Below are 14,436 nucleotides of genomic sequence, written 5' to 3' on the forward strand. Positions count from 1 at the left end.
AGATCGAGATGAAGCAGATGTTCGCCGTGTGCGCCGCAGCCGGCGCGCTCACCCTTGCCCTGGCCGGATGTGCGCAGCCCCCGGGCCAGAACACCGCCGAGCCGGGCGGCCAGGCCTCGCAGCCGTCCGCGGGTGCCGCCGACTTCAAGGCGTGCATGGTGTCGGACTCCGGCGGCTTCGACGACAAGTCGTTCAACCAGACCTCCTACAAGGGCCTGACGGATGCCGCGGCCAAGCTCGGCATCCAGACCGGCGAGGTGGAGTCGACCAATACCGCCGACTTCGCACAGAACATCCAGTCGATGATCGACGCCGACTGCAACATCGTGATCACCGTCGGCTTCCTGCTCTCCGACGACACCCTGGCGGCGGCGAAGGCCAACCCCGATGTCGATTTCGCGATCGTCGACGCCGCGCCGGAGGGCTTCGAGGAGCTGGACAACCTCAAGCCGCTCGAGTTCAACACGGCCGAGTCGAGCTTCCTCGCCGGCTACCTCGCGGCGGGGATGTCGAAGACGGGCAAGGTCGGCACCTTCGGTGGCACCAACATCCCGACGGTGACGATCTTCATGGACGGGTACGCCCAGGGCGTGCAGCACTTCAACACCGCGCGCGGCGCGAAGGTCGAGGTGCTGGGCTGGAACTCCGAGCGCCAGGACGGCCAGTTCGTGCCCGGCGACAACCCCTTCGAGAACGTCCAGGGTGGCCAGCAGACCGCGCAGAACCTGATCGCCCAGGGCGCCGACGTGATCATGCCCGTCGCCGGCCCGGCCGGCGAGGGCGCCCTGCAGGCCGTCCAGGGCAGCGGCGGCAATGCCAGTGCCATCTGGGTGGACACCGACGGGTGCGTGAGCGCGCCGAACTACTGCCCCGTGATCGTCTCCTCGGTCTACAAGGGCATGGATGTCGCGGTGGAGCAGGCGATCACCGACTCCCAGGCCGGCACGTTCAGCAACGAGCCCTACATCGGCACGCTGGAGAACGACGGCACCGGCCTCTCGCCGTTCAACGACTTCGAGAGCAAGGTCCCGGCCGAGCTGAAGACCGAGTTGGACACGCTGCGCGGGCAGATCATCTCCGGCGAGATCAAGATCACCTCGAAGGCACAGCCGAAGGGATGACCGCCCGGGTCGACGCACCTGACGCCGGGCTGAAGCTGCGCGGGATCACCAAGCGCTTCGGCCCGGTCGTCGCCAACTCCGACATCGACCTCGACATCGCACCGGGCGAGATCCACTGCCTCCTCGGTGAGAACGGTGCCGGCAAGTCGACCCTGATGAACGTCCTCTACGGGCTGCTGCAGCCGGACGAGGGCGAGATCTCGATCGACGGTGAACCGGTCAGGATCGCCAATCCGCGTGATGCGATGGCGCGCGGGATCGGCATGGTCCACCAGCACTTCATGCTGGTCGACCCGTTCACGGTCGCCGAGAACCTGATGCTGGGCCGCGAGGAGGGCCCGCTCGGGGTGTTGTCGACCGCCCGCGCGCGGCAGCGGGTCCGGGAGCTGTCCGACCGGTATCGGCTGGCCGTCGACCCCGACGCCGTGGTCGGCGAGCTGCCCGTCGGGGTGCAGCAGCGGGTGGAGATCATCAAGGCGCTGGCCAACGACGCGGACTATCTGATCTTCGACGAGCCGACCGCGGTGCTCACCCCGCAGGAGATCGACGAACTGATCGCGGTGATGAAGGACCTTCGAGGTGAGGGCAAGGCCATCGTCTTCATCACCCACAAGCTCCGCGAGGTACGCGAGGTCGCCGACCGGACCACCGTGATCCGGCGCGGCGCCGTGGTCGGGGAGGCCGAGCCGGGCGCGTCCGAGGCCGAGCTGGCCGAGATGATGGTCGGCCGCGCGATCAGCCTGACCGTCGACCGGGAGCCCGCGCAGCCGACCGGGGTACGCCTGGCCGTGGACAATCTGACCATCACCGCCCCGTCGGGCGTCGTGGTCGTCGACGATGTCAGCCTCGACGTCCAGGGCGGGGAGATCCTCGGCATCGCCGGCGTCCAGGGCAATGGTCAGTCCGAGCTCGCGGAGGCCCTGATCGGCCTGGTCCCGATCACGGCCGGCACGCTCACGCTGGACGACCGCGACATCACCCGGTTCGATCCCAAGCAGGCCATCCGCGCCGGCATCGGCTACGTCCCCGAGGACCGCAAGCACGACGGGTTCGTCGGGTCCTTCTCGGTCGCGGAGAACCTGATCCTGAACCAGTTCGACGAGCGGCCCTATGCGCGCGGGCCCGCGCTGGACGGGCGGGCCATCGCGGCGAACGCGGCCCAGCGGATCGAGGAGTTCGACATTCGCACCGGCTCTGCCGCGACTCCCGTGCAGACCCTGTCCGGCGGCAACCAGCAAAAGGTCGTGCTGGCCCGCGAACTGTCCCGGCCGCTGTCGTTGCTGATCGCCTCCCAGCCGACCCGCGGCGTCGATGTCGGCGCGATCGAGTTCTTGCACAAGCGGATCGTCGCCGAGCGCGACCGCGGCACCGCGGTGGTGATCATCTCCACCGAGCTGGACGAGGTGCTCGCCCTCTCGGACCGGATCGCGGTCATGTATCGCGGCCGGATCGTCGGCATCGTCCCGGGCGGTACGCCGCGCGACGTGCTCGGCCTGATGATGGCCGGCGTCCCCTACGAAGAGGCCACCGCGACCAGGAGTGACGATGCCTGAGGCCGCCACCACGTCCAGCGCCAGCACGCGCTCCCGCCTGTCCGGCACGCTGACCGAGGCGGCGACCACGCTGATCGCCATCGTGCTCGCCTTCGCCGTCGGCGCGGTGTTGATGATCGTCTCCGACCCGGCGGTGATCGGACAGTACGCCTACCTGTTCACCGCGCCGCAACTGCCGCTCGGCGCCTCCTGGGCCAAGGTCTCCGGCGCCTACGCCGCGCTGTTCGCGGGCTCGCTCGGCGGGCTCGGGCCGCTCACCGAGACGACGGCCCAGGCGGCGCCGCTGATCTGTGCAGGACTCGGCGTCGCCATCGCCTTCCGCGCCGGGTTGTTCAACATCGGCGCCCAGGGACAGGCGATCGTCGGCTCCATCGTCGCCGCCTGGGTCGGCTTCTCGATCACCGGGGTGTGGTATCTCTCGCTGCTGCTCGCCATCGTCGGCGGCATCCTCGCCGGTGCCGTCTGGGGCGGCCTGGCCGGCTGGCTGAAGGCCCGCTTCGGCGCGCACGAGGTGATCGTGACGATCATGCTGAACTACATCGCCGCCGGTCTGCTGGCCTGGCTGCTCACCACCACGGCCTTCCAGCGGCCGGGGCGTACCGATCCGATCGCGCCGGTGATCGACTGGTTCGCGACCATGCCGCGAATCGAGGGCACCCGCCTGCACCTGGGCTTCATCCTGGCCCTGATCGCCGCCGCCGCGTGCTGGTGGCTGCTGGACCGATCGACCCTCGGGTACGCCGTCCGAGCCGTCGGCGCCAACCCGAATGCCGCGGCGACCGGAGGAATCTCGGTGCCGCGGGTGATCATCGCCGCGATGGCCATCGCCGGCGGACTGGCCGGGCTGGCCGGGGCGCAGGCCGCGCTGGGCCCGGCCGCCGGCGGCACCGCCGTACCGCTCACCGCCGGCCTGGTCGGATCGATCGGGTTCGACGCCATCACCGTCGCGCTGCTCGGGCGATCGCGGCCGCTCGGGGTGGTGCTCGCCGGACTGCTGTTCGGCGCCCTGAAGGCGGGCGGGCTCGCGATGCAGTCGGTGGCCCAGACCCCGCTGACCCTGACCATCGTGTTGCAGGCGCTGATCGTGTTGTTCGTGGCCGCGCCCGCGCTGGTCCGCAAGATCGCGCCGTTCCTGCGCCGCCGCCCCGTGCGCGCCCCGGCCGGCCCCGCCCAGGGAGGTGCGCTGTCGTGAGCACGTCGTTCCAGTCCTCCGCCGCGGCGCCGGAGCCGTCGGCGCCCCGTCCGGGCGACCTGGCCGCAGAAGACGAGCCGGCCCGCCTGGAGTCGCGCGAGGCGCGCACCCAACGCCGCTCGGTCGGCGTCCTGGTCGGCGTCGTCGGTGCGCTGCTGTTGGTGCTCGCACTGGTCAACACCACCGGTGTCGCGCGATTCGCGCTGTCCAACGCCTTCGACGCGGTCCAGTTGCCGACCGTTGGCCTGCCCGGCCAGCCCGTGGTGATCACCTGCGCGCTGGCGCTGCTGGGAGCGGCCGCCGGCTATCTCGCCGGCGGGCGCATGCGCCGGTGGCTGCCGTTGCTCGGCACGATCGCCGGCATCGCCGTCGTGTTGGGCTTCCTGACCTGGGCCGCCGCCGGACGCGCCCTGCCGTTCCCGGTCAGCAACCAGCTCAACGGCACCCTCACCCTCGCCACCCCGCTCGTCCTCGGCGCCCTCTGTGGCGTGTTGTGCGAGCGCGCCGGGGTGGTCAACGTCTCGATCGAGGGCCAGTTCCTGACCGGCGCCTTCGCCGCCGCGCTGACCGGCTCGATCGCGCGCGGTGCGGGCATGCCCGCTGCCGTCGCGATCATCGTCGCCCTGGTCGCGGCAATCCTCGCCGGCATCGCGATGTCGGCGCTGCTCGCGGTCTTCGCCATCAACTTCAGGGTCGACCAGGTCGTCCTCGGCGTGGTGTTGAACCTGCTGGCGGCCGGCATCACCGGATTCGTCTTCGACCAGCTCGTGCAGGAGAACGCCCGCGCGTTCAACTCACCGCCGATCATGAGCCGCCTGTCCATCCCGCTGCTGTCCGACATCCCGTTCCTCGGGCCGGTCCTGTTCGAGCAGACGCCGCTGGTCTACATCGCCATCGCCGCGGTGATCTTCGTCTGGTTCGTGGTCTTCCGCACCAAGTGGGGGCTGCGGGTGCGGGCGGTCGGCGAGCACCCGCAGGCGGCCGACACGGTCGGGATCAGCGTACCCGCCGTGCGCTGGTCGTCGGTGCTGCTGGCCGGCGTCTTCGGCGGACTCGGCGGCGCCTTCTTCACGATCGGCTCGACCGGGACCTTCGTCAAGGACATGACCGTCGGCAACGGCTTCATCGCGCTCGCGGCGCTGATCATGGGCCGCTGGCACCCGATCTGGGCGGCCGTGATGGCGCTGTTCTTCGGTTTCGTGACCCAGCTCGCGGTGCAGGTGCAGACGCTGGGTACGCCGGTGCCGAGCCAGTTCTTGTTGCTGCTGCCCTATGTAGCGACGATCATCGCCGTCGCCGGCCTGGTCGGCCGGGTACGCGCGCCCGCCGCGGACGGCAAGCCCTACGAGAAGAGCGAGTGAGCGTGGACTTCTCGGCCCTGCGAGAGCGGGCGCGCGAGCTCGCCGGGCGGGCCTATGCGCCCTACTCGGGCTTTCCGGTCGGCGCCGCGGCACTGGTGGACGACGGCCGGGTGGTGGCCGGTTGCAATGTCGAGAACGCCGCCTACGGCGTGGTGCTGTGCGCCGAATGCGGGCTGGTCTCGGAGTTGATCGCCACCGGCGGCGGGCGGCTGGTCGCGTTCGCCTGCGTCAACGGCGACGGTGAGGTGCTGATGCCGTGCGGGCGCTGCCGTCAGTTGTTGTGGGAGCACGGGGGCCCGCAGTTGCTGGTCGACACCGTCGACGGGCCGGTGCCGATGACCGAGATCTTGCCGTACGCCTTCGGCGCGCACGACCTCGAGCGCTGATCCGGCTCAGGCCAGCGCGCGCTCGCTCAGCTCCCACAGCCGGGTCGCGGCATCGGGGTCGGCGGCCCACGACCGGACGCCGCGATAGGGCTGCTCGCCCGCCGGTTCGGCGACCTCGACGTCCTCGCAGTAGGCGCCCGGCCGCTCGCTGAGCCGGGGTTCGACGGCTGCCCAGACGCTCGTCGCGGCACCCTGCTCCGGCGTCTTGAACGACGGGTCGACCACCGCCCCGGACGCGTCGATCCAACCCCGCTCGATCATCTCGGCATCGCTCATGTGCCGCTGCAACGGGGTGCGGATGTTGCCCGGATGCACCGACCAGGCGCCGATCCCGTCCGCTGCGCCGCGCCGGGACAGCTCGAGCGCGAACAGCGCATTCGCCGTCTTGGACTGCCCGTAGGCGAGCCACGGATCGTAGGGTTCGCGTTCGAACGCCGGATCGTCCCAGCGGATCGGCGAGTTGTGGTGACCCGCCGAGGACACCGCGACCACCCGGGCGTCCCCGGCCGCCGCCAGCAGCGGCCAGAGCGCGCCGGTCAGCGCGAAGTGGCCGAGATGGTTCGTCGCGAACTGAGGATCCCAGCGCCCGATCCGGCGCAGGGGTGCGGCCATGATGCCCGCATTGCAGATCAGCAGGTCGACGGGCCGCCCGGCGGCGCGTAGCTCACCGGCCAGCGCCTCGACGGAGGATCGGTCGCCGAGATCCAGCGCCGCCGTCGACGCCCGCGGTACGCCCGCGAGGGCGTCGCGCGCCCGGTCCGGGCGTCGTGCCGGCACCAGCACGTCGGCCCCGGCGCCGGCCAGTGCGGACGTGGTGGCCAGCCCGATCCCGGAGTAGCCGCCGGTGATCACGGCGTACCGTCCGGCCAGGTCGATCCCGGCCAGGACCTCCGCGGCGCCGCTCCGCGCGCCGAATCCGGAACCCAGTGGACGTTGTCGTTCGATCCCTTCGATCATGGTCGCGACGCTACGACCTGGACCGCGGTCCAGGTCAAAGCCATGACCCTCGCGCTGCATAGGGTCCGTGACACCGGGCCGACGGAGGGGGAGATTGATGGCGGACGGGCGGGGGATCTGGTTCACCGACCGCTGGGGCATCGAGTTCGACGACGACACCACGATCGAGCGCTTCGGCGCGCTGCTGGACGAGTTGGCCGACGGCGACGACCCCGAGCATGCCTGCGTGGACATCACCGATGTCGGCGGCTGGAATCTCGAGTTCACCACCGATCGGGCCTGGTTCGAGAATGTCGAGGACGGCGGCGAGCAGGTCGGCCAGCTCCGGATCGACGATCGAGAAGACGCGCTCGCGATCGCGGCCGACTTCCTGAGCGGCGACTTCGCCGCCCTGCGTGCCCGCCCGTGGATCTCGGCCGTCGCCTGAGCCCGGCGGCTAGTCTGGCCGGCGATGAACGATGCGACCCGGGCGATCGGAGAGGTGGCCGAACAGCTCGGCCTGAGCGCCGATGCGCTGCGCTTCTACGAGCGCGAGGGCCTGCTGATCGGCCCGGTCGTCCGCGACGCGGCCGGCCGGCGTCGCTATGCCGAGCGTGACGTGTCGTGGCTGGGCGTGTGCACCCGGCTCCGGGACACGGGGATGCCGATCGAGAAGATCCGGCGCTACGCCGCGCTGGTCCGCGACGGCGGCGACAACCATGCCGAGCGGCTGGCGCTGCTGCGCGAACACGAGGCAGCCGTCAGCCACGACATCGACGAGCTGATCGCCGCCCGCGCCGTGATCCGGTCCAAGATCGACAGCTACGCCGAGCAGCTCGCGCACGGCGCCGCCGATCGGCTCTGGGACAACCCCCGCTGACGCCGGCGCACGGCCTTGCGGGCGGAGCGCCCGGTCAGGGCAGGAACAGCCGGGCGGCCGTGATCAGGGTCTGGGACACGCCGTAGCCGAGCAGGATGATCGCCAGGCCCCAGCCGATGACCAGCGACACGGTGCCGCCGCCAGTCCCCGCGGCGGCGGGTGCGCCCGCTGCCTGCGGCCCGGCCGACGCCCCGGCCGCCGCGCCCGCTGTCTGCGGCGCCGCCTCGGGCTCGTGGAATCGTTCGTTGACCGGGCGGACCAGCAGGTTGGCGATGAACCCGATCGCGAGCAGGCCGACCATCGTCAGCAGGGCCGGGCGGTACGCCGCGGCGGTCAGCTCGCCCGGCGTACCCTGCGCGTCGAGGAAGCCGTTGATGATCAGCGGCCCGACCACGCCGGCGGCGGACCAGGCGGTGAGCAGGCGGCCGTGGATCGCGCCGACCTGGAACACGCCGAACAGGTCACGCAGGTACGCCGGGATGGTCGCGAAACCGCCGCCGTAGAAGGAGATCGCGATGGCGGCGAGCAGCACGAACCAGGCGACGGCGAGATTGCCGGTCATGGCGAGCAGGGCGTACAGCACCATGCCCACGCCGAGATAGATCATGTAGATCGGCTTGCGGCCGATCTTGTCCGAGGCGGTCGACCAGCCGAACCGGCCCGCCATGTTGAACAGCGACAACAGGCCGACAAAGCCGGCGGCCGCGCCCGAGGCGACCAACGAGACACCGGTCGGCTGGCGGAAGAAGTCGGTGATCATCGGGCTGGCCTGCTCCAGGATGCCGATGCCTGCGGTGACATTGCAGAACAGCACGATCCACAGCAGCCAGAACTGCGGTGTCTTGATGGCATTGGTCGCCGACACGTTGCCCCGCGAGACCAGCGGCTTGGCGGCGACGGTCGACGGGTCGAAGCCCGCCGGTGCCCAGCCCGGCGCCGGGACGCGGATCGTCCGGACCCCGAACATCATGATCACGAAGTAGGCGATGCCGAGGGTGACGAAGAGCATCGTCAGGGCGTACCCGTTGGCGATCGAGCCGGACACCGTCGGGTCGTAGTTCGGGTCGTACAGGCTCATCAACTGCCGCTCGGCCGGGCTGGCGACCAGCGCGCCGCCGCCGAAGCCCATGATCGCCATGCCGGTGGCCAGGCCCGGGCGGTCGGGGAACCACTTGATCAGCGTGGACACCGGCGAGATGTAGCCGATACCCAGCCCGATGCCGCCGATCACGCCGTAGCCCAGGTAGAGCAGCCACAACTGCGAGGTCGCGATGCCGAGTGCGCCGACCAGGAAGCCCGCCGACCAACAACAGGCGGCCGCGAACATCGCCGCGCGCGGGCCGACCCGGTCGACCCAGGTGCCCAGCACGGCCGCGGACAGGCCGAGCATCACGATGGCAATCGAGAAGACGATGCCGACCGCGGTCTGGGTCGAGCCGAAGTGTTCGACCAGCGAGGTCTTGTAGACGCTGGTGGCGTACGCCTGGCCGATGCACAGGTGCACGGCGAGCGCCGCCGGGGGAATGAGCCAGCGGTTGTAGCCGGCCGGGGCGATGGTGTGTGCCCGGTCGAGAAAACCCATCATGTGCCTCCTTGCGCCAACTGATCCTCGCGCAGCATACGCACGCTGGGTAGGAATTGCTGGCAACTGGGCAATCTGCGACACCCCCGTGGTCGCCCGGTTGTCGGTTCACCCGCCAAGGCCGCCCCGAGCCGCGGCGCGGCGAGTAGGCTGCCGCTGTGATCGATTCCGTTCTGCGCGCCGCGCCCAAGGTTGCCCTACATGATCATCTCGACGGCGGCCTGCGGCCCGGGACGGTGATCGAGCTCGCGGCCGAGGTCGGTCACGAACTGCCGGTGGGCGGCGACGCGGAGGCGCTCGGCGACTGGTTCTTCGCAGCGGCCGACTCGGGATCGCTGGTGCGCTACCTGGAGACGTTCGAGCACACGGTTGCGGTGACCCAGACCGCGCAGGCCCTGCGGCGCGTCGCCCGGGAGTTCGTGGCCGACCAGGCCGCGGACGGTGTGGTGTATGCCGAGGCGCGCTGGGCGCCGGCCCAGCACACCCGCGGCGCGCTCAGCGAGGAGGACGCGGTGATCGCCGTCCGCGACGGCCTCGCCGAGGGGATGGCGGCCGCGGCCGCCGGGGGTAGCCCGATCATCGCGCGCCAGTTGATCACCGGACTGCGCCACCACGACGACGCGCTCTCCATCGCCGAGCTGGCGGTGGCCTACCGGGACGACTCGGTCGCCGGCTTCGATGTCGCCGGCCCGGAGGACGGTTTCCCGCCGAGTCGGCACAGCGCGGCGTACGAGCTGCTGAACCGGGCACATGCCCGCTACACGATCCACGCCGGCGAGGCCGCCGGGGTGGATTCGATCCGCGAGGCCGTCCGCGAGTGTGGCGCGCAGCGGATCGGCCACGGGGTGCGGATCATCGAGGACATCGAGGTCGACGGCGACGAGCTGCGGCTCGGCGAGGTCGCCAGCCACCTGCGCGACGAACAGATCCTGCTGGAGGTCTGCCCGTCGTCGAATCTGCAGACCGGCATCGCGGCGACCATCGCCGAGCACCCGGTGCGCACCCTCGACCGGGCCGGCCTCAAGATCACCATCAGTTGTGACAACCGACTGATGAGCCGGACCACCCTGAGCCGGGAGTTCGCGCTGTTGGCCGATGCCTTCGGCTACGGGCTCGACGATGTCGAACGGTTCACGATCAACGGCGCGGAGGAGGCCTTCCTGCCCGAGGCGGAGCGGCGTGCCCTGATCGACGACGTGATCATCCCGGGGTACGCCGCCCTGCGCTGACCGCCGCGGCGATCAGTCCAGCAGTCGGCGCAGCGCCGCAAGCTCGCCGGCGCTGACCCCGTTGGCCGTCAGGTACGCCCGCGCGCCGCCGAGCTCGTCGAGGCGGCGCAGCGTACCGATCATCACCGCGGCCGGACTGCCGGCGAGCAGGGCTCGCACCCGCGGCGTGTCGGGCACCCCGAGCGGCGCGAGCCGGCCGAGCGTCGTCTCGGCCCACTCGCCCACCAGACCCTCCTCCGAGCGTGCGTAGTCGGCGGCGATCGCCTCGGTATCGACCCCGAGCGCGGCCAGCACCGTGCCGATCACCAGGCCGGTGCGGTCCTTGCCGGCCGAGCAGTGCACGAGCACGGGGCCGGGCGCCGCGCCGGCGATCAGGCGTACCGCCTGCGCCAGCTCGGCACCGCGCCGTTCCAGCAGCGTGTGGTTGACGTCGAGCAGTTCGATTCCCTCGATGCCGTGCTGCTCCGCGGCCGCGGCCAGTTCGCCGCCGTCGAGGTCGATCGTCTCGGTCCGCGCGGCGAGGCCGTCGATGCTGGGGTCGACGGTGCGCTCCCAGTCGGCACGCAGGTCGATGATCAACTCGAGCCCGAGGCCGCGCACGGCGTCGCCGCCGGACTCGCTCAGGGCGTGCAGGGCATCGGAACGATAGAGCCGGCCCGCCGGCAGATCGCCGCCGTCGGCGTGCTGCGGTCCGACATCGCGAAGGTTGTGGACACCCTGGCCCGGCTCGATCGGAACGTTCATGGGCCCGTGTCTACCAGCCGGCCGGGGCGCGGGTTAGCGTGTTCGGCATGAGCGAGGCGATGCTGCAGGCCGTGGACGAGGACTGGCAACGGGCGCTGGCGGTCGTCGCCCACCCCGACGACATGGAGTACGGCTCGGCGTCGGCGGTGGCGCGCTGGACGGGGCAGGGCAAGGAGATCGCCTACTGCCTGGTGACCAGCGGCGAGGCGGGCATCGACGGGATGGACCCCGACGAGGCGAGGGGGGTCCGGGAGGCCGAGCAGCGCGCCTCCTGTGCGGCAGTCGGGGTGGACGACGTGACCTTCCTCGGGCTGCGGGACGGGGCCTTGGAGTACGGGCTCGCGCTGCGCGGCGCCATCGCCCGGGTGATCCGCGAGAAGCGGCCGGAGATCGTGATCACCAACAGCTTCCGCCTCACCTGGCCCGGCGGGATCACCAACCAGGCCGATCACATTGCCACCGGTCGCGCCGCCCTGGACGCCGGCCGCGATGCGGGCAACCGCTGGATCTTCACCGAGCAACTGACCGACGGCCTGGAGCGCTGGGACGGGGTACGCCAGGTCTGGGCCGCCGGGTCGCCCGAAGCCGGTCACGCGGTCGATGTCACCGAGTCGCTCGACGCGGGCGTGGCCTCGCTGCGGGAGCATCGCGCCTATCTCGACGGGCTCGGCTCGGCCGACTTCGATTCCGATGCCTTCCTGCGCGATCTGGCAGCGGCGGCGGGCGAACGGCTCGGCACCCGGTACGCGGCCACCTTCGAGGTGTTCTCGCTGAAGTGAGTGGGACCGGGAGTTTCGCCGCGGCCGAGGTCCCGCGCGACCTGGCCGGGCATCGCGAGCTGGGGGAGGGCTGGCCGGACTGGCTGGACCGGTTGCCCCGGCTTGCCGCCGACCTGCTGGCCGAGTGGGAGCTGACCCGCGACGGCGCCGAGGTCTGGCACGGCTTCGGCTCGCTGGTCCTTCCGGTGCGCGACCGCGACGGCGTACCCGGCGTGTTCAAGATCGCCTACGACGGCGACGACGAGGGGCTGCACGAGGCGCTCGGCCTGCAGCGTTGGGCCGGCAACGGGGCGGTACGCCTGTTGCGGGCCGACCCACGCCGCCGCGCGCTGCTGCTGGAGCGACTGCACCGACGCGATCTCGGCGAGCTGTGGGACGTCGAGGCGTGCGAGATCGTCGCGGGTCTCTATGCCAGACTGCACATCCCCGCCGGCGCCCCGCTGCAGTTGATCACCGATCACGTCGCCCGCTGGCTGGACGATCTTGCTCGGCTGCCGCGCGATGCGCCGATCCCGCGCCGCCACGTCGAGCAGGCGCTCGCGCTGGGCCGCGAGCTGGTCGCGGACCCGGCGAGCACCGGGGTGATCATCCACGGCGACCTGCACTACGCCAACGTGCTGGCGGCCGACCGGGCGCCCTGGCTGGCGATCGACCCGAAGCCGATGTCCGGCGATCCGCACTACGAGCCGGCGCCGATGCTGTGGAACCGGTTCGACGAGCTGGGCACCGGGGCGGCGCTGCGGTACGGGCTGCGTACCCGGCTGGAGACCTTGGTCGATGCCGCCGGGCTGGACCATGATCGTGCCCGCGACTGGGTGATCGTCAGGATGATCATCAACGCCCACTGGTCGATCCAGGATGCCGAGCGGGCGGGGCGGTCGCTGAACGCCGAGGAGCGGGAATGGATCACCCGGTGCATCACGATCGCCAAGTCGGTGCAGGATTGAGGGCACCTGCGGACCCAGGAGAAATCGTGAAGAAGCTGCTCAACAACCCCGACGACGTGGTGACCGAGGCGCTGGAGGGCACCGCGCTGACCCAACCGTGGCTGGCTTTGCTGGCCGGCCGGACGATCGCGGTCCGCCGCGACCGGCTGGTCACCGACGACAACCGCGCGGAGCTGCCCGTCGCCCTGATCTCCGGTGGCGGCGCGGGCCACGAGCCCGCCCATGCCGGCTATGTGGCGCCGGGCATGCTGACCGCCGCGGTCTCCGGGGCCGTCTTCGCCTCGCCGAGCGTCGACGCGATCTGTGACGGCATCCGGGCCGTCACCGGGGACGCCGGTGCCCTGCTGATCGTGAAGTCCTACACCGGGGACCGGCTGAACTTCGGGCTGGCGGCCGAGCTGGCCCGCGCCGACGGGCTGGCGGTCGAGATGGTGGTGGTCGCCGACGATGTCGCGCTCACCGATGACGACGGCAACGCGGGCCGCCGCGGGCTGGCCGGCACGATCCTGGTGCACAAGATCGCCGGCGCGCTGGCCGAGCGCGGGGCCGGTCTGGCCGAGGTTGCGGCCGCGGCCCGCCGAGTCGCCGAGACGGTCGGCACGATGGGCGTCGGGCTCGGCCCGGCGACGGTGCCCGGAGGGGCGGCGGGATTCGAGCTGGGCGGCGACGAGATCGAGCTCGGGCTGGGCATCCACGGCGAGCCGGGGGTGTCGCGGGAGAAGCTGCCCGCGGCGGACGAGCTGGCGGCGACCATGATCGACCGGATCGTTGCCGATCGCGGCCTGTCGGCCGGTGACCGTGTCGTGTTGCTGGCGGGCAATGCCGGCGCGACGCCGACGATGGAGCTGATGATCATGGTACGCGCGGCGGCACGGGCGCTGCGCGAGCGGGGGATCGAGGTCGCCCGGGTCTGGCAGGGGCCGGTGCTGACCAGCATCGACATGCCCGGTGCCTCGCTGAGCGTGCTGCCGGTCGACGACGAACAGCTCGGGGCGCTGGATGCCCCGACCGCGGCGCCCGCCTGGCCGGGCGGCGGCGGGAGCGAGCCGGCCGGAGCCGACGAGGTGTACGTGCCGGTGCCGCAGGCGGGCGAGTCAGCGGCCGAGCTGGGCGAGCCGGATGCCGGCGTACGCGCCGCCGTCGATCGGGCGACCGAGGCGCTGCTGGCCGCGGAGGCGGAGTTGACCCGGCTGGACGCCGAGGTCGGCGACGGCGACCTCGGCCAGGCGCTCGCCCGCGGCGCGCGGGCGTGGCAGGCGGAGCCGGTGGACGGTTCGGCCGCGGCGATCCTGCGTACCCTCTCCGCGATCGCCCGCCGCGAGATCGGCGGCACGTCGGGGCCGCTGTATGCCGCCGGGTTGTTGCGCGCCGGCGAGGCCCTGGCCGAGGGCGCCGGCTGGCCGGACGCGTTCTCCGCCGGGGTGGACGGCGTGATCGAGCTCGGCGGCGCGCAGGTCGGCGACCGGACCATGGTGGATGCCCTGGTCCCCGCCGCCGAGGCCTCGCGCCGCGGGCTGGACGCGGCGATCGAGGCCGCGCGGACCGGCGCCGCCGGCACCGCCGAGCAGACCGCGCGCCGCGGCCGGTCCAGCTACCTCGGCGAGCGGGTGCACGGGCACCCCGACCCCGGCGCCGTCGCCGTGGTCACCTGGCTGGAGGCCCTGCGGGGCTGAGCTGTGGGATGTGCGGTTTGTCGTCACTTCCGTCGGCCGGAAGACGACAAAGC

At 71.8% G+C, this 14,436-nt stretch carries 14 protein-coding genes; 11 read left to right on the forward strand and 3 right to left on the reverse strand.

All coding sequences use genetic code 11. From position 1 onward, the window contains the following. Window positions 1-8 precede the first annotated feature (8 nt). The 5 genes from ACXDC7_RS06635 to ACXDC7_RS06655 are packed head-to-tail and all read left to right on the forward strand — an operon-like array spanning window position 9 to window position 5,613. Window positions 9-1,121, forward strand: coding sequence for a BMP family lipoprotein (locus ACXDC7_RS06635; RefSeq protein WP_179444262.1), 1,113 nt, complete (start codon window positions 9-11; stop codon window positions 1,119-1,121). After that, window positions 1,118-2,674 (forward strand): ABC transporter ATP-binding protein, encoded by a 1,557-nt coding sequence (locus ACXDC7_RS06640; RefSeq protein WP_179444261.1) that lies wholly within the window; start codon window positions 1,118-1,120, stop codon window positions 2,672-2,674. The genes ACXDC7_RS06635 and ACXDC7_RS06640 overlap by 4 nt, the downstream gene beginning before the upstream one ends. Next, complete coding sequence (locus tag ACXDC7_RS06645; protein WP_459221598.1) at window positions 2,667-3,866, forward strand: ABC transporter permease; 1,200 nt, start codon at window positions 2,667-2,669, stop codon at window positions 3,864-3,866. Before ACXDC7_RS06640 ends, ACXDC7_RS06645 begins: the two co-directional genes overlap by 8 nt. After that, window positions 3,863-5,227 carry an ABC transporter permease gene (locus tag ACXDC7_RS06650; protein WP_459221599.1) on the forward strand — a complete coding sequence of 455 codons (1,365 nt, stop codon included), beginning with the start codon at window positions 3,863-3,865 and terminating at the stop codon, window positions 5,225-5,227. The genes ACXDC7_RS06645 and ACXDC7_RS06650 overlap by 4 nt, the downstream gene beginning before the upstream one ends. Continuing rightward, the gene (locus tag ACXDC7_RS06655) at window positions 5,224-5,613 is read left to right on the forward strand and encodes a cytidine deaminase (RefSeq protein WP_179444258.1); all 390 of its coding nucleotides are present in this window, start codon (window positions 5,224-5,226) and stop codon (window positions 5,611-5,613) included. The genes ACXDC7_RS06650 and ACXDC7_RS06655 overlap by 4 nt, the downstream gene beginning before the upstream one ends. A 6-nt stretch (window positions 5,614-5,619) precedes the next feature. Here ACXDC7_RS06655 and ACXDC7_RS06660 read toward each other — a convergent pair whose 3' ends face one another. Continuing rightward, window positions 5,620-6,570, reverse strand: coding sequence for an oxidoreductase (locus ACXDC7_RS06660; protein WP_459221600.1), 951 nt, complete (start codon window positions 6,568-6,570; stop codon window positions 5,620-5,622). Between the two features lie 97 nt (window positions 6,571-6,667). On the opposite strand from ACXDC7_RS06660, the gene ACXDC7_RS06665 reads away from it, so the two are divergent. Together ACXDC7_RS06665 and ACXDC7_RS06670 are read left to right on the forward strand one after the other, a co-directional pair. Then, window positions 6,668-6,997: a hypothetical protein gene (locus ACXDC7_RS06665; RefSeq protein ID WP_179444256.1), complete on the forward strand. Its 330-nt coding sequence runs from the start codon at window positions 6,668-6,670 to the stop codon at window positions 6,995-6,997. 24 nt (window positions 6,998-7,021) lie between these two features. Continuing rightward, entirely contained in the window at window positions 7,022-7,429 is a 408-nt protein-coding gene (locus ACXDC7_RS06670) for a MerR family transcriptional regulator (protein ID WP_179444255.1), read from the forward strand. 34 nt (window positions 7,430-7,463) lie between these two features. Here ACXDC7_RS06670 and ACXDC7_RS06675 read toward each other — a convergent pair whose 3' ends face one another. Then, the gene (locus ACXDC7_RS06675) at window positions 7,464-9,014 is read right to left on the reverse strand and encodes an OFA family MFS transporter (RefSeq protein ID WP_459221601.1); all 1,551 of its coding nucleotides are present in this window, start codon (window positions 9,012-9,014) and stop codon (window positions 7,464-7,466) included. A gap of 155 nt (window positions 9,015-9,169) precedes the next feature. On the opposite strand from ACXDC7_RS06675, the gene ACXDC7_RS06680 reads away from it, so the two are divergent. Beyond that, a complete protein-coding gene (locus tag ACXDC7_RS06680; RefSeq protein WP_179444253.1) occupies window positions 9,170-10,240 on the forward strand; it encodes an adenosine deaminase in 1,071 nt (356 codons plus the stop codon). Between the two features lie 12 nt (window positions 10,241-10,252). Here ACXDC7_RS06680 and ACXDC7_RS06685 read toward each other — a convergent pair whose 3' ends face one another. Next, complete coding sequence (locus ACXDC7_RS06685) at window positions 10,253-10,984, reverse strand: tyrosine-protein phosphatase (protein WP_459221602.1); 732 nt, start codon at window positions 10,982-10,984, stop codon at window positions 10,253-10,255. Window positions 10,985-11,031: 47 nt separating this feature from the next. Here ACXDC7_RS06685 and ACXDC7_RS06690 point away from each other — a divergent pair, with 47 nt between their 5' ends. The 3 genes from ACXDC7_RS06690 to ACXDC7_RS06700 are packed head-to-tail and all read left to right on the forward strand — an operon-like array spanning window position 11,032 to window position 14,383. Next, entirely contained in the window at window positions 11,032-11,763 is a 732-nt protein-coding gene (locus ACXDC7_RS06690; RefSeq protein ID WP_459221603.1) for a PIG-L deacetylase family protein, read from the forward strand. Further along, window positions 11,760-12,710, forward strand: a complete 951-nt coding sequence (locus ACXDC7_RS06695) for an aminoglycoside phosphotransferase family protein (protein WP_459221604.1) — start codon at window positions 11,760-11,762, stop codon at window positions 12,708-12,710. Before ACXDC7_RS06690 ends, ACXDC7_RS06695 begins: the two co-directional genes overlap by 4 nt. Before the next feature lie 26 nt (window positions 12,711-12,736). Then, complete coding sequence (locus tag ACXDC7_RS06700; RefSeq protein ID WP_459221605.1) at window positions 12,737-14,383, forward strand: dihydroxyacetone kinase family protein; 1,647 nt, start codon at window positions 12,737-12,739, stop codon at window positions 14,381-14,383. The last annotated feature ends 53 nt before the right edge of the window (window positions 14,384-14,436 follow it).

The sequence above is a fragment of the Naumannella huperziae genome (assembly GCF_054073625.1).